This is a genomic window from Lentzea chajnantorensis (assembly GCF_054300775.1).
Genome location: NZ_JBSDZT010000002.1, coordinates 2,485,869 through 2,507,215, shown reverse-complemented (window position 1 = coordinate 2,507,215; position 21,347 = coordinate 2,485,869). Strand labels below are relative to the sequence as shown.

General features: G+C 71.0%; 21 protein-coding genes. 4 read left to right on the top strand and 17 right to left on the bottom strand.

Annotated elements, in window-relative coordinates; translation table 11 throughout:
• Positions 1-104 precede the first annotated feature (104 nt).
• Positions 105-692, bottom strand: a complete 588-nt coding sequence (locus ACVDFE_RS13145; RefSeq protein ID WP_458430592.1) for a PASTA domain-containing protein — start codon at positions 690-692, stop codon at positions 105-107.
• Complete coding sequence (locus ACVDFE_RS13140) at positions 689-2,083, bottom strand: toll/interleukin-1 receptor domain-containing protein (RefSeq protein WP_458430591.1); 1,395 nt, start codon at positions 2,081-2,083, stop codon at positions 689-691. Before ACVDFE_RS13140 ends, ACVDFE_RS13145 begins: the two co-directional genes overlap by 4 nt.
• Positions 2,084-2,174: 91 nt before the next feature.
• Here ACVDFE_RS13140 and ACVDFE_RS13135 point away from each other — a divergent pair, with 91 nt between their 5' ends.
• Positions 2,175-3,485, top strand: coding sequence for a TIR domain-containing protein (locus tag ACVDFE_RS13135; protein WP_458430590.1), 1,311 nt, complete (start codon positions 2,175-2,177; stop codon positions 3,483-3,485).
• On the opposite strand, the gene mutM is transcribed toward ACVDFE_RS13135, so the two are convergent.
• The 6 genes from mutM to ACVDFE_RS13105 all read right to left on the bottom strand — a co-directional run bounded on the left by mutM (position 3,464) and on the right by ACVDFE_RS13105 (position 7,062).
• Positions 3,464-4,321 carry a bifunctional DNA-formamidopyrimidine glycosylase/DNA-(apurinic or apyrimidinic site) lyase gene (gene mutM, locus ACVDFE_RS13130; protein ID WP_458430589.1) on the bottom strand — a complete coding sequence of 286 codons (858 nt, stop codon included), beginning with the start codon at positions 4,319-4,321 and terminating at the stop codon, positions 3,464-3,466. The genes ACVDFE_RS13135 and mutM overlap by 22 nt on opposite strands.
• A 1-nt stretch (position 4,322) precedes the next feature.
• On the bottom strand, positions 4,323-4,523 hold the full coding sequence (locus tag ACVDFE_RS13125; RefSeq protein WP_030467960.1) for a hypothetical protein: 201 nt from the start codon (positions 4,521-4,523) through the stop codon (positions 4,323-4,325).
• A gap of 7 nt (positions 4,524-4,530) precedes the next feature.
• Complete coding sequence (gene rnc, locus ACVDFE_RS13120) at positions 4,531-5,334, bottom strand: ribonuclease III (RefSeq protein WP_360391117.1); 804 nt, start codon at positions 5,332-5,334, stop codon at positions 4,531-4,533.
• Positions 5,335-5,350: 16 nt separating this feature from the next.
• Positions 5,351-5,533: a 50S ribosomal protein L32 gene (rpmF, locus tag ACVDFE_RS13115; protein ID WP_030467958.1), complete on the bottom strand. Its 183-nt coding sequence runs from the start codon at positions 5,531-5,533 to the stop codon at positions 5,351-5,353.
• Between the two features lie 2 nt (positions 5,534-5,535).
• Entirely contained in the window at positions 5,536-6,117 is a 582-nt protein-coding gene (locus ACVDFE_RS13110) for a YceD family protein (RefSeq protein ID WP_360391120.1), read from the bottom strand.
• Between the two features lie 228 nt (positions 6,118-6,345).
• Positions 6,346-7,062, bottom strand: coding sequence for a DivIVA domain-containing protein (locus ACVDFE_RS13105; protein ID WP_458430588.1), 717 nt, complete (start codon positions 7,060-7,062; stop codon positions 6,346-6,348).
• Between the two features lie 117 nt (positions 7,063-7,179).
• On the opposite strand from ACVDFE_RS13105, the gene ACVDFE_RS13100 reads away from it, so the two are divergent.
• The gene (locus ACVDFE_RS13100; RefSeq protein ID WP_360391506.1) at positions 7,180-7,620 is read left to right on the top strand and encodes a GNAT family N-acetyltransferase; all 441 of its coding nucleotides are present in this window, start codon (positions 7,180-7,182) and stop codon (positions 7,618-7,620) included.
• Here ACVDFE_RS13100 and coaD read toward each other — a convergent pair.
• The 4 genes from coaD to ACVDFE_RS13080 all read right to left on the bottom strand — a co-directional run bounded on the left by coaD (position 7,617) and on the right by ACVDFE_RS13080 (position 13,501).
• Entirely contained in the window at positions 7,617-8,099 is a 483-nt protein-coding gene (gene coaD / locus ACVDFE_RS13095) for a pantetheine-phosphate adenylyltransferase (protein ID WP_360391126.1), read from the bottom strand. The genes ACVDFE_RS13100 and coaD overlap by 4 nt on opposite strands.
• Positions 8,100-8,152: 53 nt before the next feature.
• Positions 8,153-8,707 (bottom strand): 16S rRNA (guanine(966)-N(2))-methyltransferase RsmD, encoded by a 555-nt coding sequence (rsmD, locus tag ACVDFE_RS13090; RefSeq protein WP_458430587.1) that lies wholly within the window; start codon positions 8,705-8,707, stop codon positions 8,153-8,155.
• Between the two features lie 224 nt (positions 8,708-8,931).
• Positions 8,932-10,005: an MBL fold metallo-hydrolase gene (locus ACVDFE_RS13085; RefSeq protein WP_360391131.1), complete on the bottom strand. Its 1,074-nt coding sequence runs from the start codon at positions 10,003-10,005 to the stop codon at positions 8,932-8,934.
• 118 nt (positions 10,006-10,123) lie between these two features.
• Positions 10,124-13,501 (bottom strand): pyruvate carboxylase, encoded by a 3,378-nt coding sequence (locus ACVDFE_RS13080; RefSeq protein WP_458430586.1) that lies wholly within the window; start codon positions 13,499-13,501, stop codon positions 10,124-10,126.
• A 318-nt stretch (positions 13,502-13,819) separates the two neighbouring features.
• Between ACVDFE_RS13080 and ACVDFE_RS13075 the strand changes: the two genes are divergently transcribed.
• On the top strand, positions 13,820-15,166 hold the full coding sequence (locus ACVDFE_RS13075) for a hypothetical protein (protein WP_458430585.1): 1,347 nt from the start codon (positions 13,820-13,822) through the stop codon (positions 15,164-15,166).
• A gap of 223 nt (positions 15,167-15,389) precedes the next feature.
• On the opposite strand, the gene recG is transcribed toward ACVDFE_RS13075, so the two are convergent.
• Both recG and ACVDFE_RS13065 read right to left on the bottom strand, forming a co-directional pair.
• On the bottom strand, positions 15,390-17,552 hold the full coding sequence (recG, locus tag ACVDFE_RS13070) for an ATP-dependent DNA helicase RecG (RefSeq protein ID WP_360391140.1): 2,163 nt from the start codon (positions 17,550-17,552) through the stop codon (positions 15,390-15,392).
• Between the two features lie 14 nt (positions 17,553-17,566).
• Positions 17,567-19,177 (bottom strand): DAK2 domain-containing protein, encoded by a 1,611-nt coding sequence (locus ACVDFE_RS13065; protein ID WP_458430584.1) that lies wholly within the window; start codon positions 19,175-19,177, stop codon positions 17,567-17,569.
• A gap of 148 nt (positions 19,178-19,325) precedes the next feature.
• On the opposite strand from ACVDFE_RS13065, the gene rpmB reads away from it, so the two are divergent.
• Positions 19,326-19,517 (top strand): 50S ribosomal protein L28, encoded by a 192-nt coding sequence (gene rpmB / locus ACVDFE_RS13060; RefSeq protein WP_030467945.1) that lies wholly within the window; start codon positions 19,326-19,328, stop codon positions 19,515-19,517.
• A 146-nt stretch (positions 19,518-19,663) separates the two neighbouring features.
• Here the strand turns inward: rpmB and ACVDFE_RS13055 are convergent, their stop codons facing one another.
• The 3 genes from ACVDFE_RS13055 to ACVDFE_RS13045 are packed head-to-tail and all read right to left on the bottom strand — an operon-like array spanning position 19,664 to position 21,346.
• The gene (locus ACVDFE_RS13055) at positions 19,664-20,353 is read right to left on the bottom strand and encodes a uracil-DNA glycosylase (RefSeq protein WP_360391509.1); all 690 of its coding nucleotides are present in this window, start codon (positions 20,351-20,353) and stop codon (positions 19,664-19,666) included.
• Positions 20,354-20,358: 5 nt separating this feature from the next.
• Positions 20,359-20,880, bottom strand: coding sequence for a gamma carbonic anhydrase family protein (locus tag ACVDFE_RS13050; RefSeq protein WP_360391146.1), 522 nt, complete (start codon positions 20,878-20,880; stop codon positions 20,359-20,361).
• 10 nt (positions 20,881-20,890) lie between these two features.
• Positions 20,891-21,346 (bottom strand): GNAT family N-acetyltransferase, encoded by a 456-nt coding sequence (locus ACVDFE_RS13045; protein ID WP_360391149.1) that lies wholly within the window; start codon positions 21,344-21,346, stop codon positions 20,891-20,893.
• Position 21,347 lies beyond the last annotated feature (1 nt).

Genomic DNA, 21,347 nt, shown 5'->3' with positions numbered 1-21,347 from the left:
AGTACTACGCATCGCACAGTACTGTCGAACCCGTTGGTGCTCCGGCGCGACGAGAACGGCCTCCCCCGTCGTAGGACGCGGGAGGCCGGTGCCGGTTGGCGTCGTCAGCTCGGACAGCCGGACGCCCCGGTCGGCTCGCCGAGCTTCACCGCCCCGAGCGTGATCTTCACGGTGGCCTCGGGCGTGCTGCCCGCGGCCGCGGACTGGCTGACCACCACCCAGTTCCGGTCGGCCACCTGCCGCCGCCCCTGCCCGGTCGCGTCCTCCGACGACAACACGAAGAACCCGGCCGCCTGCAACGTGTCCTGCGCCTTCTGCAGGTCGAGGCACACGACGTTCGGCACGGTCCCCTTCGCGGGCGGCGGCAGGCTCGTCGACGCGTCCGTGGGCTTGCGGACCTCCAGCACCACCTCCGTCCCGCCCGGTGCGTCGGCGCCGGCCTCCGGCAGCTGGGAGGTGACAACCCAGTTCCGCGGTTCGAGGACCGGCCGCCGCTGCCCGGTCGCGTCCTCCTCGACCACCCGGTATCCCCGTGCCTTCAGCACCTCGCGCGCCTCGGCGAGCCGCAGCTCCACGACCTTCGGCACCTTCTCCTCGGCAACGGTGGGCGTGCTCTGCGCGGTCGGGCCCGGCGGTGGCGTGTTCCCGCACCCGGCGAGCACGAGGACGAGCAGGGCAATGACGATCTTCATCCGGCGTGCTCCTGTCGGGTGGGCGGAACGCTGATCTCGGCAAGCCGCGCGCGCACCCGTTCGACGTGAGCGGGCAGGTCCGCCACGACGGTCCGGCGCTGCCACCGCTGCAAGCGGAACGCGAGCTCGAAGGTGACGGGACAGCACAGCAGCGCCACGACGACGGAGCCGGCGAGGAACGCCCCGTAGGACGGAACGGCGCCCTCGGCGATCGCGAGCACCGCGGAGCCGGCCACCGCGGCGAGGACGAGCACGTACGCCGCCGGCAGCAGGCTCCCCGTCTGCCGCAACCACGCCCACCTGCCCAGCCGGGCGAAGTCGTCCATCCGCCGCCGCGCCCACTCGACCTGCCCGAGCACGAACTCGACCTGGTCCCGCTCGGCCCTGGTGAGCAGGTCGCGTTCGGCCACGAACCGGCTGGCGTGCGCGAGCACACCGCGGACGGGCTCGGACCTCGGTTCGAGGTGCGGGTACGGCCACCGCTCACGGCGGCGTTCCTCCACCCACCGGTGGCCTCTCGCGAAGGCGTACGCGGCGACCACCAGCATCACCGCCACGACCGCCCGGTACGACAGCACCGCGCCGAGGAGGAGCAGGAGGAGACCGATGCCCGCGACGAGCAGGCCGTTGGTGATCTTCGAGTTCGGCCCGGCCTCGGCGAACAGCACGTCGTACCGGTCGTACAGGTGCCGGAGCGCGTAGCAGGCCGCGACCACCACCAGCCACACGACCAGCACCACGGTCATCGCGATCGACAGCGCCACCAGGAACTCCTCCGGCTGCCCCTGCCCCGCCGGCGAGTGCGCCAGCACCCACGGCGCCGTCAGGCCGGTGACCACCGCCGCGCCCATCTCCGCCCGGAAGTGCTTGCGGCGCACAGGCTCCGGTCGTTCCGCCGCCGGCAGGGGCTCGGTGGCGACCCGCACCTCCAGCGCTCGCAGCAGCTCCGCCAGCTCCTTCTTCCAGCTGCCGAAGCCGATCCGCCAGTACTGCCGGGTGCCGAGCTCGGCCAGACCGGGGAAGTCCTCGGCGAGCAGCTGCTCCTTGCCGGGCAGCCGGGCGTTGTCGAGCAGCACCGGGACGAGGTGCAGGCCCATGGCGAGCGCGGTCTCGACCTCCCAGCGCGCCCAGTCCCACTTCTCACCGCGACGCGCACGGAGGTCGTCCAGCCACTCGCGGTGGATCACCACCAGCACGACCTCGCAGCCCCGCAGCCAGTCGCGGAGCCGGGACGGGTAGTGGACGCCCGGCTCCAGCTCCACGTCGACGAGCACCTTCTCCTCACCGAAGTGGTGCTGGAGGCGTTCGACGATCGCCTCGATGGTCTGGGCGTGCACACGCCGTTCGCCGTCGTGCATCTTGCGGTAGCTGACGAAGATGCCGCCGCTCATCGCGCCGACTCACCTGCTTCCCGGGGCCCGTCGGTCCAATCCGCTCGAACTCTTGTCGCGCACGGTGTCCGTACCGCTACGGTCGCACGCCATGGGAGGCATCTTCCTGAACTACCGGCGCCACGACGAGCGCCTCGCGTTCGTCCGCGGGCTGTACGAGCGGCTCGCCGAACGGTTCGGCGCCGGCACCGTCTTCCTCGACTCCGCCTCGATCGGTCACGGCCGGCGCTACCCGAACCAGCTGCGCCGCCACCTCGACCGGTCCGACGTGGTGGTCGTCGTCGTGCACGACGGCTGGGCGCGGGAGCTGCGGACCGACGGCACGGACTGGGTGCACAACGAGATCCGGTGGGCACTCGCCGCCGGGAAGACGATCATCCCGTTGCTGCTGGAGGGCACGGCGATGCCCAGGGCGCACGAGCTGCCGCGCACGATCAGGGAACTCGCCCACTTCCAGGCCCACCGCGCGGCCGATGACCCCGGCCACGACGGTCTGGTCGAGAAGATCGACGCCGAACCGCGGCGGCGCGCCGCCGTCGCCGAGACGCCGCCACGACCGTGGGCCGGGCCGGTCGCGGGGGTGCTCGGCGCCGTCGCGTTCACCGTGCCGGTGCTGCTGATCCCGCGCGAGTGGTGGGAGGTGACCGTCTACCTCGCGGTGTTCGGGATCGTGGTCCTGATCGCGGTGATGATCGCGGTCGTGTGCGTCTCGCTCGTCCGAAAGCCGATCAACACGGCCGAACAGGTCGCGCAGGACCTCGACCCCACCAGGTACTTCCTGTTGGTGGGGTTGCCCTTGCTCATCGTCCTCATCGGTTCGCCGGCAGCGCTGGCCGTCGGCACACCGATCCCGCCGCTGGCGCGGCCGTTGCTGGTCTTCCTCGCCGCTGTCGCGGGCTTCCAGCTGGTGTTCCTGGTCCTCAAGGCCTACAAGACAGAGAAGTTCCGCGAGGACCACTGGCCGGTGGCGCTGAAACCCCCGGTGAAACCGGCCCCGGTGCGCCGCGAGCTCGAACGCCTGCTGCGCAAGCACACCACCGCCGACCCGCAGCGGGTCCGCTGGCACCTCCTGCACCTGGAGAACGCCGCCGACGTGCTCGCACGGGACGCGAGCCGCGGCCGGTGGCGGTGGCTCACCTCCGACCAGCCCGGGCGGCTGTGCGTGTACACGGTGTGGGCGTCGGCGGCCGTGGGGTTGCTGACATCGGCAGCACAGCCCGCGCTGCGGTTCTGGGTGTCAGCGATCGCCCTCGCCGTCGTCGTGGTCATCGCCGGGACCACCGCCGAGACGGCGTTCCGCCGGCAGCGCTGGGCGCGGCGCGAGGTGGCCGACGAGGTGCACGTCCGGGTGCAGCAAATCCAGGACCGGTCGGCCCGGGGTCAGGACCTGGGGCGCGGCTGACAGCGCGGGCAGGAGAACGACGACCGGTTCATGAACGGCTCTCGGACCATCATCGCGCCGCACCGCTTGCAGGGCCGGTTCTCCTGGCCGTACGCGTTGAGCGAGCGGTCGAAGTAGCCGGACTGGCCGTTGATGTTGACGTAGAGCGCGTCGAACGACGTGCCGCCCTGGCCGAGGGCCTCGCGCATCACGTCGGTGGCGTGGTCGAGCAGCTCGGCGGCCTTGACCTTGGTGAGCTTGTCCGTCATGCGGGTGCCGTGCAGCTTGGCACGCCAGAGGGCCTCGTCGGCGTAGATGTTGCCGATGCCGGAGACGAGGGTCTGGTCGAGCAGGGCTCGTTTGACCTCCGTGTGACGCAGGCGCAACGCGCGCACGGCGGCATCACGGGAGAAGAGCGGGTCCATCGGGTCGCGGGCGATGTGCGCGACCGTGTCCGGGACGAGGGTGCCGTCGACCTCGACCAGCTCAGCCAAGGCGAGGCCGCCGAAGGTTCTCTGGTCGACGAAGCGCAGCTCCGGGCCGCCGTCGGCGAACCGGAACCGGACGCGGAGGTGTTTCTCGTCCGGTGCCGTGGACGGCTGGACGAGCATTTGGCCGCTCATGCCCAGGTGGGCGAGCATGGCGGCTTTGTCGGCCAGTTCCACCCAGAGGTACTTGCCGCGGCGCCTGGCTGCGGTCATCGGCTGACCGGCCAGGCGCGCGCAGAAGTCCGCGGAGCCCAGGTCGTGCCGGCGGATCGCACGCGGGTGCAGCACCTCGACCGAGGAGATCACCCGGCCGGCGACGTGGGCTTCGAGGCCGAGGCGGACTACCTCGACCTCTGGGAGTTCGGGCACGTCAGGCTTCGGACTTGCCCTCGTCGACGGGCTGCGCCTCGATCACGGCGGCCTGCGGCTTGGTGGGCTTGAGCACCCACACACCGGCCCGGCTCGTGTCCCTGACCAGCACAAGGCCCTGGATTCCTCCGCTGCGGGAGGTGTTCACCGGCCCGCGGACGGTGCGGGTGCGGCGGTTCGTGCGGTTCCTGGTCGCATACATTGCGGTCTCAGTCTTCCTCGGTTGGGGCGGTCCCTGGCGTCACCGAGGCGCCATTCTGTCCGTTCGCGGACGAGGCCGGCTCCTGCTCGGCCTGCACGCGTTCCGACAGAACATGATAGGCCGCTTCCGCGGCCTTCTGCTCGGCTTCCTTCTTGGTGCGCCCATCACCCTTGCCGTAGGGCTGACCACCGACGAGCACCGTGGCGGTGAACTCCTTGCGGTGGTCCGGCCCTTGGTCGTCCACGCGGTACTCCGGGACGCCGAGACTGGCTTGAGCGGTGAGCTCCTGCAGGCTTGTCTTCCAGTCCAGTCCAGCACCCAGAAGCGGAGCTTTGGCCAAGAGTGGATCGAACAGCCGGTGAACGAACGTTCGTGCGGTATCGATACCGAACTGCAGGTACACCGCACCGATGACGGCTTCCAGGCCGTCGGCGAGGATGCTCGCCTTGTCCCTGCCGCCGGTCAGCTCTTCGCCGCGGCCGAGCAGCAGGTGCGCACCGAGTCCGCCCTCACCCAGGTTGCGTGCGACCCCCGCGAGCGCGTGCATGTTGACCACGCTGGCGCGGAGCTTCGCGAGCTGACCCTCCGGGAGGTCGGGGTGGGTGCGGTAGAGGTGGTCGGTGACGACCAGCCCCAGCACGGCGTCCCCCAGGAACTCGAGACGCTCGTTCGGCGGCAACCCGCCGTTCTCGTACGCGTACGACCGGTGGGTGAGCGCGAGCACGAGCAGCTCGGCGTCCAGGTGGACGCCGAGCGCTTCGAGCAAGGTCGCGCGGTCGGCTTGCGGAGCGCGCGGCGGCTTTCCCCCCACTACGTGGCCGAGGAGATCAGGCCGGCTGAGCGACCTGGCGGCCAGCGTACTGACCACAGGCCGGGCAGGCGACGTGCTGCGGCTTCGGCTGGCGGCAAGCCTTGTTGGAGCACGCCACCAGGTGCACGGCAGACGTCTTCCACTGGGAACGGCGCGCACGGGTGTTCGAGCGCGACATCTTCCGCTTCGGGACGGCCACGACTACTTCTCCTCGTTGTTGTCATCGCTGAACCGCTCTTGCAACGCGGCCCAACGAGGGTCGATCGTCTCATGCCCGTGGTCGGGCCCGAGCTCCGCCCACCTGCCACCACACTCGGGGCACAGCCCCTTGCAGTCCGGCTCGCAGAGCGGCGCCTGCGGCAGCGCGAGGACGATGGCGTCCCGCACCACAGGCTCGAGGTCGATCAGATCGTTCTCGATCCGACTGATCTCGTCTTCGTCGGTGGTCTCGTCCGTGGTGCTGTCCGGCCACGCGTAGAGCTCCGTGATCCGGACCTCGACCTCATCGGAGATGGGGTCGAGACACCGCGCGCACTCACCTTCGACCTTGGCGAACGCCGTCCCCGACACGAGCACGCCCTCCACGACCGACTCGGTGAGGAGGTCGAGCTCGACCTCCCCGCCTTCCGGCACCGCGATCACCCCCAGCAGACCCACTCCTGCGGCGGGTACCGACCGGATGAAGGGTCGGCTGGAACCGGCGCGACGGCCGAGGTCCCTGGTGTCGATGACCCAGGGTCCTGATGCTGTGGGACGCGTGGACGCGTGGCGATGCTCAGTCATGATCGGGTTGGGTGCTGGAACGGGGACCTACCACGTCCAGCCGGTCCAGGGTACGGGACGACGCCTCCGCGAGTGAAATCGCCAGGTGATCGCACCTGCCCGACGTAACACGAATCACACGTTCAGGTGCCCTCTCCCCTGTCCCCGGACGGCACGCGGGGACCCCGCGTGCCCTTCTGGGGTACGCAAGTTCCCCGCGTGCCCTCGGGAAACGCGAAGGGGTGAAAGTCAGGAGCCGTAGTCGAACGGTGCCGCGGCGCCCGCCACGGCCGAGCCGCGCAGGTGCGAACGGCCCTTGCCGACCGACCGCAGGGTGTGCGCGAGGAGGTCCTCGAAGTCCGCGAGCTTGCCGTCCACGTAGGCGTCGCACTCCGACCGCAGCCGGATCGACTCGTTCTGGGCGGCGTCGAGCAGCCGGGCGGCCTCGGCGTGGGCCGCGCGGACGACCTCCTGCTCGTTGACGAGCCGGGCCTGCTCGGCGCGGCCCTCCTCGGTGGCGCGCTCGTAGTTGGCCCGGCCGGCCTGGATCATCCGCTCCGCCTCGGCGTGCGAACGGCCCACCAGGTCGTCGTACTCCTGCCGGCCGGCGGCGACCGTGCGCTCCGCCTGGTCCTCCGCCTCCGCGACCATCCGCTCGGCGCGGGCGCGGGCGTCGGACAGCATCGCCTCGGCCTCCGCCTGGGCCTCGGCGAGGATGCGGTCGGCGTCCGAACGGGCCTTGGACACGCCGGTCTCTGCCTCGTGCTTGGCCTTGCCGACGAGCTCTTCCTTGTGGTCGAGCACGTCCTGCGCGTCGTCCAGCTCGGCCGGGATGGCGTCGCGCACGTCGTCGAGCAGTTCGAGCACGTCACCACGCGGCACGACGCAGCCGGAGGTCATCGGAACTCCGCGCGCTTCCTCGACGATCGTCACCAGCTCGTCGAGTGCCTCGAACACCCGGTACACGTCTCACTCCCTAACCCCTGTGGCTCCCACCCACAAGTGTGCCCTGCCGGTCTCCCCGAAAGAGGGAGATCGGCAGGGCGTGTCAAGATTCGGTGACACCTTGGGGGGACCGTGGAGATCATCATCAGGCGTGCGACCGCTGCCGATGTGGACCCGATCGTGGCGATGCTCGCCGACGACCCGCTGGGCGCGACCAGGGAGCGGCCGGGCGACCCGGCGTACCTGGCGGCGTTCGCGGTCATCGACGCCGACCCGCACCAGCTCCTGGCGGTCGCCGAGGCCGGCGGGGAGGTGGTGGGCACGCTGCAGCTCACGTTCACCTCCGGCCTGTCCCGCCTGGGCATGACCCGCGCGACGGTGGAGGCCGTCCGGGTGCGCTCCGACCAGCGCGGCAACGGCCTGGGCGAGCGCCTGCTGCGGTGGGCCGCCGACGAGGCGCGCGCACGCGGCTGCGGCATGCTCCAGCTGACGACGGACGCGTCACGGGCGGACGCGCACCGGTTCTACGAGCGGCTCGGCTTCACCGCGTCGCACGTGGGGATGAAGCTGGCCCTCTAACGGGTCTCGGCGAGGCGCTGCTGCAGCCGCTGCTCGACACTGGCCGGCAGCAGCGTCGACACGTCGCCGCCGTAGGTCGCCACTTCCTTGACCAGCGACGACGCCAGGAACGAGTACTGCGGGCTGGCCTGCATGAACAGCGTGTCGACGCCGGTGAGCTGGTGGTTCATCTGCGCCATCTGCAGCTCGTAGTCGTAGTCGCTGACCGCGCGCAGGCCCTTGACGATGGCCTTGATGTGGTTCTCGCGGCAGTAGTCGACCAGCAGCCCGTGCCAGGAGTCCACCCGCACGTTGTCCCACTGCGACGTGACGTCGCGGAGCATGTCCTGCCGCTCCTCGACGTTGAACAGGGTGCGCTTGTTCTTGTTGATGAGCACGGCGACGACGACCTCGTCGAACAGGTGCGCGGCTCTCCCGATGATGTCCAGGTGGCCGTTGGTCACCGGGTCGTAGGAGCCGGGGTACACGGCACGCGTCATGAGCCGGACGTTAGCACCCGATCGGATGCCGCCAGGCGGGTCCGTGGTTCTCGTCACCCATCGGCACGCACTTGCGCCCAGTACACCGCCGTGTCCCCGTATCGCTTGGCACGCAAGGGTTCCACCCCGTCAGGCCACGCTGGTTCGACACTTCGCGAAGCACGTTCGACGATCAGGACGGCGTCCCCGGTGAGCCTCGGCGCGATCCCGCGGAGCACCTTGGCGAGCTCGTCGTCCCCCACCGCGTACGGCGGGTCGGCGAACACCACGTCGAACGCCCCGCCCTCGGCGGTGACGTACGCCTCGGCCGTGCGGTTGGCGACGGTCGTGTTCGCGAACCCGAGCTCCCTGGCGTTGCCCTTGAGCACCTCGGCCGCCCGCTTGTCCGACTCCACGAACGTGGCGTGCCCCGCACCCCGGCTGAGCGCCTCGAACCCCAGCGCGCCCGACCCGGCGTAGAGGTCCAGTACCTGGGCGCCGTCGAGGTCCATCATCGCCTCCAGCGAGCTGAAGAGCGCCTCCCGCACCCGCTCGGAGGTGGGCCGCGTGCCCTTGGGCGGCACCTTGAGCCTGCGGCCGCCCGCGGTGCCGGCAACGATTCGTGTCACCGGCTCATCGTCCCAGGCGCCGCGAGCGCGGGGCCTGGCCGGGCAGCGGGCCCCGACCGGCGTGGGGCTGGTCGGCCCGAAGCGGGCGGGGCCGACGCCGCTCGGGCCGAAGCCGGAGGCGAGGCGTTCAGCGCTCTGCACGCGGGCTTCGGCGGTGGTGGCTTCCCGGCTTCTTCGGGAGTACCGGGGTCCGGGGCGAGGTCCCGGGAACAGCCGAGCCGGCCTCAGGCCAGCCCCTGCCACCACCCGTCGACCTCGCCCGGTGCGTCCACGTCCACCCGCTCCCCCGGCCGCGGCACGGCCAGCCGCATCCCGCGGGCCTTGACCTCCCGCCACACCCGGTCGATCGGCTCGCCCCACGGGTGCAGCGCCAGGTTGAACGTGGCCCAGTGCACCGGGATGAGCAGCCCGCCGCCGAGGTCGTCGAACGCGCGGACGCCGTCCTCGGGCGTCATGTGGATGTCGGGCCACGCGTCGTTGTACGCGCCGACCTGCATGAGCACCGCGTCGAACGGGCCGTGGGCCTCGCCGATCGCCTTGTAGCCGGCGAAGTAGCCGGTGTCGCCGCTGTAGAACACCGAGCGGTCGCCGCGGGCGATGACCCAGGAGGCCCACAGGGTGTTGTTGCGCTGCACCGAGCGGCCGGAGAAGTGCTGGGCCGCGGTGCAGGTGAGGGTGAAGCCGTCCACGGAGAACGACTCGTCCCAGTCGAGCTCGACGACGCGGTCGGCGGGCACGTCCCAGGCCGCGAGGTGGGCGCCGAGGCCCAGCGGCACGACGAAGACCGCGGTCGTGGTCGTGGTCAGCTCCCGCACGGTCGCCATGTCGAGGTGGTCGTAGTGGTCGTGCGAGATCACGACCGCGCTCACCGCGGGCAGGTCGGACAGCCGGTGCGGAACCGGGTGCAGGCGCTTGGGGCCGAGGTGCGCGGACGGCGAGACGCGGTCGCTCCACACCGGGTCCACGAGGACCGCGGCGCCGTCGACCTCGATCAGCGCGGAGGCGTGGCCGTACCAGGTGACGTGCAGGCCGGAGGCGACCGGCGCGGAGGGGGCCACCAGGGGGACCGGCGCGGACGGCGTGCGGTCGTCGCCGCCGAAGAGGAAGTCGCGCATCGAGAAGGAGTCGCGGTCGGGGACCGAGCTGACCTCCCTGTCGTTGTGGAACCTGCCGTTGCGGTAGCGCGGTGAGCGCGCCATCTCGAACGGGTCCGGCTTGCCCCCCAGCTGCTTCGGCACGTCCCGCAACGCCCACGCCACGCCCGCGAGCCCGAGCAGCCCGGCCAACGCCTTCTTCATGTCCATCCCTCTTCCTGACCCGGTGACCGGTGCAACGCAGGGAATCGTCGTGGAGTTCCACGGTCCGCGCAGCACGAAGGCCCGGCCGGAGCACCGGCCGGGCCTTCTCACGCGAAGATCACTCCAGGACGATCAGGAGGTCGCCGCCCTCCACCTGCTGGGCGCCGCGCACCGCCAGGCGCTGCACCACACCCGCCTTCGGTGCGGTGATCGCGGCCTCCATCTTCATGGCCTCGATCGTCGCGACGGTCTGCCCGGCCTCGACCGAGTCGCCCTCCTCCACGGCGGCCGTCACCACGCCGGCGAACGGGGCCGCCACGTGGTTGGGGTTGCCGCGGTCGGCCTTCTCCGCCGCCGGGACGTCGGCGGCCACCGAGCGGTCGCGCACCTGGATCGGGCGGAGCTGGCCGTTCAGGGTCGCCATGACCGTGCGGATGCCGCGCGCGTCGGCCTCGGAGATCGCCTCCAGGCCGATGAGCAGGCGGACGCCCGGCTCCAGGTCGACGGAGTACTCCTCGCCGGGGCGCAGGCCGTAGAAGAAGTCCTTGGAGCGCAGCACCGACGTGTCGCCGTAAGCCTCGCGGTGGGTCAGGAACTCCCGCGTGGGCGCGGGGAACAGCAGCCGGTTCAGCGTGGCGCGGCGGTCGTCCGCGAGACCCGCCTCGTCCTCCGGTGAGAGCTCCTCGACCGGCTTCGGGGCTGACCGGCCCTCCAGCGCCTTCGTGCGGAACGGCTCCGGCCAGCCGCCGGGCGGGTCGCCCAGCTCGCCGTGCAGGAAGCCGATCACCGAGGCGGGGATGTCGAACTTGCCGGGGTTCTCCTCGAACTCCTCCGGCTCGACACCGGCGCCCACGAGGTGCAGCGCGAGGTCGCCGACGACCTTCGACGACGGCGTCACCTTCACCAGGTGCCCGAGCATCCGGTCGGCCGCGGCGTACATCGACTCGATCTCCTCGAACTTCTCCCCGAGGCCCAGCGCGACGGCCTGGGTGCGGAGGTTCGAGAGCTGACCACCGGGGATCTCGTGGTGGTAGACGCGACCGGTCGGGCCGGGGATGCCGGACTCGAACGGCGCGTAGATCTTGCGCACCGACTCCCAGTACGGCTCCAGGTCGCAGACGTTCTGCAGGTCGAGGCCGGTGGAGTGCTCGGTGTGGTCGGTCAGCGCCACGATCGACGACAGCGGCGGCTGCGAGGTCGTGCCCGCCATCGACGCGGTGGCGCCGTCGATCGCGTCCACACCGGCCTGGACCGCCGCGAGGTACGTCGCGAGCTGGCCGCCCGCCGTGTCGTGCGTGTGGAGGTGGACCGGAAGGTCGAACTCCTTGCGCAGCGCGGTGATCAGCCGGGACGCGGCCGGTGCCCGCAGCAGGCCCGCCATGTCCTTGACGCACAGCACGTGCGCGCCCGCGCCGACGATCTGCTCGGCCAGCTTGAGGTAGTAGTCCAGCGTGTACAGCCGCTCGTCCGGGTTGGACAGGTCGCTCGTGTAGCAGAGCGCGACCTCGGCCACGGCCGTCCCGGTCTCGCGCACGGCCTCGATCGCCGGGCGCATCTGCTCGACGTCGTTGAGGGCGTCGAAGATCCGGAAGATGTCGATGCCGGTGTTCGTGGCCTCCTGCACGAACGCCTTGGTCACGGCCTCCGGGTACGGCGTGTAGCCGACCGTGTTGCGGCCGCGCAACAGCATCTGCAGGTTGATGTTCGGCACCGCCTCGCGCAGCGCAGCGAGCCGCTCCCACGGGTCCTCCGCGAGGAACCGCAGCGCCACGTCGTAGGTCGCGCCGCCCCAGCACTCCAGCGACAGCAGCTCCGGCGTCATGCGCGCCACGTGCGGCGCGACGGCGAGCAGGTCCTTGGTGCGCACGCGGGTCGCGAGCAGCGACTGGTGGGCGTCGCGGAACGTCGTGTCGGTGACGCCGACGGCCCTGCTCTCCCGCAGCCACCGCGCGAAGCCCTCGGGGCCGAGCTCGGTGAGCTTCTGCTTGGACCCGGCGGGCGGCTCGGCGCCGAGGTCGACGGCCGGCAGCTTCTCCCGCGGGTCGACCGCCGTGGGGCGGGTGCCGTTGGGGTGGTTGACCGTGACGTCGGCGAGGTAGGTGAGCAGGCGCGTGCCGCGGTCGGCCGAGTGGCGCGCCGTCAGCAGGTGCGGGCGCTTCTCGATGAACGACGTGGTGACGCGGCCCTCGAAGAAGTCCGGCTCGTCCAGCACGGCCTGGATGAACGGGATGTTCGTGGACACGCCGCGGATGCGGAACTCCGCGATCGCGCGGCGCGCGCGGGCGACGGCGAGCGAGAAGGTGCGACCGCGGCAGGTGAGCTTCACGAGCATCGAGTCGAAGTGCGGGCTGATCGCCATGCCCGCGCCCGCCGTGCCGCCGTCGAGGCGGATGCCGGAACCACCCGGCGAGCGGTAGGCGCTGATCGTGCCGGTGTCCGGGCGGAACCCGTTGGCGGGGTCCTCGGTGGTGATGCGGCACTGCAGCGCGGCGCCGCGCAGCTGGACGGTGTCCTGGGACAGGCCCAGGTCCTCCAGCGTCTCACCGGAGGCGATGCGCATCTGCGACTGCACGAGGTCGACGTCGGTCACCTCCTCGGTGACCGTGTGCTCGACCTGGATGCGCGGGTTCATCTCGATGAAGACGTAGTTGCCCTGGGGGTCGAGCAGGAACTCCACGGTGCCCGCGTTGCGGTAGCCGATGTGCCGCGCGAACTTCACGGCGTCGTTGCAGATGCGGTCGCGCAGCTCGGGCGCCAGGTTCGGCGCGGGCGCGATCTCGATGACCTTCTGGTGGCGCCGCTGCACCGAGCAGTCGCGCTCGAAGAGGTGGATCACGTTGCCCTGGCCGTCGGCGAGGATCTGCACCTCGATGTGGCGCGGCTCGACGACGGCCTGCTCCAGGAACACCGTCGGGTCGCCGAACGCCGACTCGGCCTCGCGGGAGGCGGCCTCCAGTGCCTCGCGCAGCGCCGCCGGGTCGTCAACTTTGCGCATGCCGCGGCCACCGCCACCGGCGACGGCCTTCACGAAGACCGGGAAGCGCATCGTCTTCGACGCTTCGAGCAGCTCGTCGACGTCGGAGGACGGCGCGCTCGACTCCAGCACCGGCAGACCGGCCTCGCGGGCGGCCGCGATGGCGCGCGCCTTGTTGCCGGTCAGCTCCAGGACCTCGGCGACCGGGCCGATGAACGTGAGACCCGCCTCGCGGCAGGCCATCGCGAGCTCGGGGTTCTCCGACAGGAAGCCGTAGCCGGGGTAGATCGCGTCGGCACCCGCCTTGCGCGCGGCCTTGATGACCTCCTCGACCGAGAGGTAGGCGCGCACCGGGTGACCGGGTTCACCGATCTCGTACGACTCGTCCGCCTTCAGGCGGTGCAGCGAGTTGCGGTCCTCGTGAGGGAAAACGGCGACCGTTCCCGCGCCCAGTTCGTAGGCGGCTCGGAACGCGCGAATCGCGATCTCGCCGCGGTTGGCGACAAGAACCTTGCGGAACATCCGTTGCCCTCCCGGAGTTGCTCGACGGTCAGTTCAGGCACGTTACCGTGCGACTCTTGCCTGTTGGGAGGACTGTCTCACGTGATGGGTGTCATCCTGATCGGTCTTGCCCCGTGAGGATTCTCGCGGTTTGAGCGTGGCGCGGACACCCGCCACCCGGTCGGACTCCTGCCGGTAGTGGGTTTGACCGGATCGAGTGACGATCATGGTCACAATCTCGGTAGGGTGAGCCATATGGCCGGGGCTGATGGAGCCGGGCAGCCTACTGCCCGCACACCGCATTTCGACGTTGTCCTCCGTGGTTACAACCAGCGACAGGTGAACGAGCGGGTCACCCGCTTGGAGTTCGACCTCAAGAACTCGAACAGGTCGCGCGACGCGGCGGCGGCGCAGGTGGCGGAGCTGACGAAGCTGCTGAACACGCTGCGCGCCGACCTCGACAAGACCAAGATGCAGCTGCACAACCTCGCCAACCGGCCGGTGGACGCCTCCAACGTCACCGAGCGCGTGCGCGTGATGATGACGCTGGCCGAGGAAGAGATCGCGGACATCCGCAAGGGCGCGCTGGACGCGGCGAACGCGACCCGCGCCGAGGCCGACAAGCACGCCGCCGAGCAGCGCGAGCACCACCAGCGCCTGCTCGCCGAGACCGAGGCCCGCCGCAAGCAGCTCGAGGTCGCCCACCAGCAGCGCACGACGGAGCTGGAGAAGCAGTTCGCCGAACGCCGCTCCGAGCTGGAGGCCGAGTTCGAGGCGCTGCGCACGAAGCTCACCGCCGAGCACGAGGCGCTGGTCGCCGAGGTCCGCGCCGCCGGCGAGCGCGTGACGGCCGACTTCGACCGCAAGTCCGCCGACCTGGACGCCCGCCGCGTCGAGCTGGACCAGAAGTACAAGGCCTACCACGACGAGCTCGACAAGGAGTACGACGGCCTCAAGGCGAAGCTGACCGCCGAGCACCAGAAGGTCCTCGCCAACGCCCGCGCCGAGGCCGACCGCATCGCCACCGAGGCCGAGACCGCCCGCGTCGAGGCGCTGCGGAAGCTCGACGAGGAGCTCAAGAGCAAGCGGACCGAGACCGAGAAGGCCATCGCCGACCTGGAGGCCGACGCCCTCGCGCGGGTCGAGAAGACCACGTCCGAGGCCACGGCGGCGGCCACCGCGCTGGTAGACGACGCCGAGTCGAAGGCGACGACCCTCGTGGGCGACGCCGAGACCAAGGCGGCGGCCCTGGTCTCCGAAGCAGAATCTCGCGCCGCGACGACCGTGCGCGAGGCCGACGAGAAGGCCGTGGGCCTGGTGAGCGTCGCGCAGGAGAAGGCCACCGGCCTGGTCCGCGAGGCGGAGGAGACGGTGACGCGCCTGAAGGCCGACGCCGACCAGCGCGCCGCCCACGCCGCCGAGCGCGAGGCCGCCCTGCGTGCCGCCCACGACAACCTGACCACCCAGTTCAACGCGGCCCAGGCCGCGGTCGAGGCGGCGATGACGGCGCTGAAGCCCCTGCCGTCCTCCGAGGTCGACTCCGACGCTGCCGCGGAGGCCACTGCCCCGAAGGCCACCGCTCCGAAGGCTGGCGGTCCGAAGGCCGCCGCTCCGAAGGCCGGTGGCTCGCCGGACTCCGAGCCGAAGACCGAGCAGTTCCCCAAGCAGCAGCGCCCGCAGAGCTGAGTCAGCCGGGGAACGGGGGCAACGGACCCGTTCCCCGGCTGACTTACGTGCGCTCGTTGCCGTGTGCGTCGATCAGGGTGTCGGGGCGAGTAGAAGGCGTCGGCGCCCGTCCACGACGACCCGCGTGAGGCCGCGCGAGGCGAGCAAAAGGCGTCAGCGGTCCGCTGCCGGTCCACGACGACCCACGCGAGGCGAGCAGAAGGCGTCAGCGGTCCGCCGCCCGTCAGGCCTTCTCCAGGAACTCCGCCCGTTCGTCCGTCAGCAGCGTCGTCACCATCCCCGCCAGCCCCGGATGCGCGGCCAGGTCCGGATCGGCGTCGACCACCACCTGGGCCGCGGCACGGGCGTCGGCGATGACGTCCTCGTCCCGCAGCAGCGACAGCATCTTCAGCCCGGACCGCTTGCCGGACTGCGCCGCGCCGAGGATGTCGCCCTCCCGCCGCAGCTCCAGGTCGAGCTGGGCCAGCTCGAAGCCGTCCAGCGTGGACTCGACCGCCCGCAGGCGTTCCATGGTGGCCGTCATCTCCGGCATCTCGGTCACCAGCAGGCACAGGCCCGGCGCGGAACCACGGCCCACGCGACCCCGCAGCTGGTGCAGCTGGGAGACGCCGAACCGGTCCGCGTCCATGATCGCCATGACGGTCGCGTTCGGCACGTTCACGCCGACCTCGATGACCGTGGTGGCGACGAGGACGTGGACCTCGTTCGCGGAGAAGGCGCGCATCACGGCGTCCTTCTCGTCCGGGGGCATGCGGCCGTGCAGGATCTCGACGCGCAGGCCCTTCAACGGGCCGGCGACCAGGGTGTTCGCCACGTCCACAACGGACAGTGCGGGGCGCTTGCCCTCGTCGTCGGGGCCCTTGGGCTCGTCGTCGCCGTCACCGATGCGCGGGCAGACGAAGTAGGCCTGGTGGCCCGCCGCCACCTCCTCGCGGACGCGGGCGAAGGCGCGGTCGAGCCACGCCGGCTTCTCGCGGACGGGGACCACGGACGTCTTGATCGGCGAACGGCCGCCGGGCAGCTCGCGCAGCGCCGAGACCTCCAGGTCGCCGTAGACGGTCATGGCGACGGTGCGCGGGATCGGGGTGGCGGTCATGACGAGGACGTGCGGGTTCTCGCGTTCGCCGCGGGCGCTCAGCGCCGCGCGCTGCTCCACGCCGAAGCGGTGCTGCTCGTCGACGACGACCAGGCCCAGCGAGTGGAACTCGACCTTGTCCTGGATGATCGCGTGCGTTCCCACGACGATGCCCGCCTCGCCGGTCACGATGTCCAGCAACGCCTGGCGGCGCTGGGCGGTGTTCATCGAGCCGGTCAGCAGCGTCACGCGGGTCGCGGTCTCGGCGGCGCCGAGCTGGCCCGCCTGGGCGAGGTCGCCGAGCATCTCCGCGAGCGACCGGGCGTGCTGGGCGGCGAGGACCTCGGTCGGGGCGAGCATGGCGGCCTGCCGGCCCGCGTCGACGGCCTGGAGCATCGCCCGCAGCGCGACCATGGTCTTCCCTGACCCGACCTCGCCCTGCAGCAGGCGGTTCATCGGCACGACCGAGGCGAGGTCGGACGAGATCTGCTCGCCCACCTCCACCTGGCCCGCCGTCAGCGTGAACGGCAGGCGCGCGTCGAACGCGTCCAGAATGCCGCCGGAGCGGCGGGCGCACGAGGGGGCCGGGCGGGCCGTGGCGGACTTGCGGCGCTGGGCCAGTGCGAGCTGCACGGCCAGGGCCTCGTCCCACTTCAACCGCTGCTGCGCCACGGAGATCTGCGCCCAGCTCTCCGGGCGGTGGATCGCGCGGAGCGCCTCCTCCAGGCCGATCAGGCCGTGCTCGGCGCGGAAGTCGGCGGGCAGCGGGTCCTCCGGCACGCCGTCCCAGACCTCCAGCAGCTGCTTCACGCAGTTGGCGATGTTCCACGTGTTGATGTGCTGCGAGGCCGGGTAGACCGGCAGGAACGCCTGGAGGAACGCGGAGCTGTCCGACTCCGGGGTGAGGACCTCGAACGCCGGGTGCACCAGCTGGAGGTTCTGCCGGTAGCGGCCGACCTTGCCCGCGAACAACGCCTTCGTGCCCGGCAGCAGCTCCTTCTCCGCGACGAACGCCGGCTTGCCGAAGAACACCAGGTGCAGCTCGGAGGTGCCGTCGGTGATGACGGCCTCGGTCATCTGGCCGCGGCGCGCCTTCATCTGCCGCTTCTGGCACTTGCGGACCTCGGCCTGCACGGTGACGTGCTCGTCGATTTCCAGCGATTTGATGTCGGTCAGCTGCCCGCGCTCGTCGTAGCGGCGCGGGTAGTGGCGCAGCAGGTCACCGACCGTCGTGAGGCCGAGGCCGGTCTCCAGCGCGTCGGCGGACTTCTTGCCGAGCAGCGGCTGCAGCTTGTCGTCGAAGGAGATCATCGCGTCCCATTGAACTACTCGACACCGACAAAAATCACCGCGTCCGGCTGGCCGCCGGGGTAGGCGGTCACCTCGACCTCCGGATGGGTGACGCGGAGGTGGTCCTCCAGCACGTCGACCAGGCCGCCGGGGGCGTCCGCTCCCAGCAGCACGGTCACCAGCTCGCCGCCGCCGGACAGCATGCGGTCGACCAGCCGGCAGGACAGGTCCAGCAACGACTCGGGAACCGCCGGGCCGGGCTCGATCAGCACGACCTCGCCGTCCAGCATGCCCAGCAGGTCACCGGGCTGGCAGCGGCCCACCCACGTGATGGCCTCGTCGGCGGCGATGGCGAGCTCGCCGCGGCGGGTCGCGGCGGCGGCCTCGGCCATCGCGACAACGTCGTCACCGGCCCGGCGTGAGACGTCGTGCACGGCCAACGCGGCGAGGGCCTGCACCGGCGACAGGGTGGGCACCACCACCACGTCCTGTCCTGCGGCCTGTGCGTACGCCACGGCCTCTTCCAGCGCCTCGCGGATGTCCGGGTCCCCCGGCAGCACGGCGACGTGACGTGCCCGCGTCGACACGATGGCGGACAACAGGTCCGTGGGCGTCGCCGAAGAAGATGCGAGGTCGAACACGGTGGCGCCCTCGGCGCGGAACAGGTCCACGGCTCCGCTGACCACCACCACGATCGCCCGGTCGCGCACGAACCGGGAGGCCTGCGCCGCGATCTGGTCGGCGAAGCGCGCCACCGTGATGCGGTGTGGACGCCCAGCGCGCACACCGGACTCGATGGCCGCGCCGATGTCGTTGCAGTGCACGTGCACGGTCCACAGCGAAGCGCCGTCGCCGACGACGGACACGCAGTCGCCGAGCCCGGTCAACGTGGCCCGCAGCTCGTCCACGGCCTTCTCGGAGGTGTCGTCGAGCAGGTACATGACCTCGTACTCGAACTCCGACGAGCCGCTCTCCCGCTCGGTGGTGAGCGACTCGGGCGTGCGCGGCAGCAGCGGCGCGTCCACGGGCGTCTCGACGGCCTGACCGGTGATCACCGCGGCCAGTGTGTCCAACAACACAACCAGCCCTCGGCCACCGGCGTCGACCACCCCGGCCTTGGCCAGGACGGCGAGCTGGCGGGGGGTGTCGGCCAGCGCGGCGGCACTCGCGCGGGAGGCCGCCACGACCACCTCGTCGAGCTCGTCGGACGGGCAGTCGCGGGCGGCTTCCGCGGCCGCGTGCAGCACCGACAGGACCGTGCCGGGAACGGGCTTGGACACCGCCGCGGTGGCCAGCTCGTCGGACCGCTGCAGGGCCCTGCGCAGCGCGGCCCCGGACACCTCCGAGATGCCCTGCGCGGTCTCCGCCAGGCCCCTGAGCACCTGCGACAGGATCACGCCCGAGTTGCCGCGGGCCCCGGCGAGCGCGCCGCGGGCCAGTGCCGACAGCGCGTCCCCCACGGTCGTCATGGGCGAGCGCAGCAACGCGTCGAGCGCCGACTGCATCGTGTGCAGCAGGTTCGTGCCCGTGTCGCCGTCGGGCACTGGGAAGACGTTGATCTGGTCGATCGACGCCCGGTTGGCGTCCAGCGACCGCACGCACGCGTCCGCCCACCTGCGCACCGCGACCGCATCCATGACCTGCATGGCGGGGAGGGTATCCACCCGGTTTGGTCACCGGTGCGGCCACCGGCTACCCTGACTGGGTTGCCGTGCCCGGTTGAGGCTTGTGCACGCTTGCGCGCCCACCGGGACGCGAGACTTACCGCTTGAGGAACCTGAAGGAGTGGCTGACGTGGCTGCCGTGTGCGACGTCTGTGGCAAGGGGCCGGGCTTCGGCCATTCGGTTTCGCACTCCCAGCGGAAGACGAACCGCCGCTGGAACCCGAACATCCAGTCCGTGCGCGCGAAGGTTTCGGCCTCGCAGCGCCAGCGCATCAACGTGTGCACCTCCTGCCTGAAGGCGGGCAAGGTCGTGCGCGGCTGATACCCCGCCACAGTTCGTGATCTACGAGAAGAGCCCGGCTCCGGCCGGGCTCTTCTCGCGTTCCGGGGTCCTGTGCAACGCGCAGATCGCGATTCCCCCGCACACCGCGCGCCGCCACCGGCGCGAAGCGTGCGGGGGACGACGGATTACGGCAGCTTCCAGTCGATCGGCTCTGCGCCCTGCTTCTCCAGCAGCTCGTTGGCGCGGCTGAACGGCTTCGAGCCGAAGAACCCGGAGTGCGCGGACAGCGGTGACGGGTGCGCGGACTCGATGGCGGGCAGCGGTTCGAGCAGCGGGCGCAGGTTGCGCGCGTTGCGGCCCCACAGGATCGAGACCAGCGGCGCCTCACGGGCGGCGAGCGCCTTGATCGCCTGCTCGGTGACGGCCTCCCAGCCCTTGCCCTGGTGGGAGTTCGCCTTGCCGGGCTGGACGGTGAGGGCCCTGTTGAGCAGCAGCACACCCCGCTCCGCCCACGGGGTGAGGTCGCCGTTGGACGGGATCGGGTGTCCCAGGTCCTCCGCGTACTCCTTGTAGATGTTGATGAGCGACTTGGGGATCGGCCGCACGTCGGGTGCCACGGAGAACGACAGGCCGACCGCGTGGCCGGGTGTCGGGTACGGGTCTTGGCCGACGATGAGCACCTTCACCTGGTGGAACGGCTGCTGGAACGCGCGCAGCACGTTCTCGCCCGCTGGCAGGTAGGTGCGGCCGGCGGCGACCTCCGCGCGCAGGAACTCACCCATGGCGGCGATCTGGTCAGCGACGGGGGCGAGAGCTTCAGCCCAACCGGCTTCGACAACTTCGTTGAGGGGACGAGCCACGACTGTGAACCCTATCCCACTCAATCCAGGCGCCGGAGGTTCTCCCGGTACACCGCGATGTTCTGCACGTATTTGTCGACGATGAATGCCCACGCCTGTTCGGGCACCACATAACCGGCCCGTTCTCGTGCGGGAACTCCGAGCACCATCGTGCGTTCGCGGACGTGGCCGTCGAACGAGACCACGGCACCGGCGCCGACGATCGCGCCCTTTTCCACGATGGAACCGTTGAGCACCACCGATCCCGACGCGATCAGGCAGTCGTCGGCGACGGTCGCGCCCTCGATGTGGACGTTGTGCCCGATGACGCACCCCGAGCCGATGTGCACGGGGTGCACCTCGGTGCAATGGATCACCGTGCCGTCCTGGACCGAAGTGCGTTCGTCGATCACGATTCGGCCGTAATCGCCGCGAAGAACGGCCTGGGGCCACACCGACGAATGCGCGCCGATGCGGACGTCACCGATCACCGTGGCATCGGGGTGCACGTACGCGTCCGGGTGGATTTGCGGCGTGTAGTCCCCGAGCGCGTAGATGGCCATGGAGGCGAACCTACAACGGCTTGCCGTAGCAGCGGCTGTCCGGGTGGTCGCGGTAGACGCCGAAGTTCGCGATGCGCTCGTAGCCGGTGGCCAGGTACAGGCCGATGGCCTCGGGCTGGCGGGTACCGGTTTCCAGCACCATCTGCTTGTGGCCGGCCTTGCGCGCGGTGTCCTCCAGGTTCGTGAGGACGAGGCGGGAGAGGCCACGGCCGCGCAGCGCCTCGGCGACGTACATGCGCTTGATCTCGGCGGCGCCGTCGAGCTCCTGGTGCACGCGCCAGCCGCCGCACGCCACGGGCGTGCCGTCGAGGTAGCCGACCACGAAGTAGCCGAGCGGAGCGGCGAACTGGGCCGGGTCGACCGGCGTCACGTCCTCCTCGCCGTAGCGCTCGACGAAGACCTGCTGGAGGTCCTCGATCAGCTTGACCGAGTCTGGATGGTCATACGTGCGCGTGCATAGTTCCACG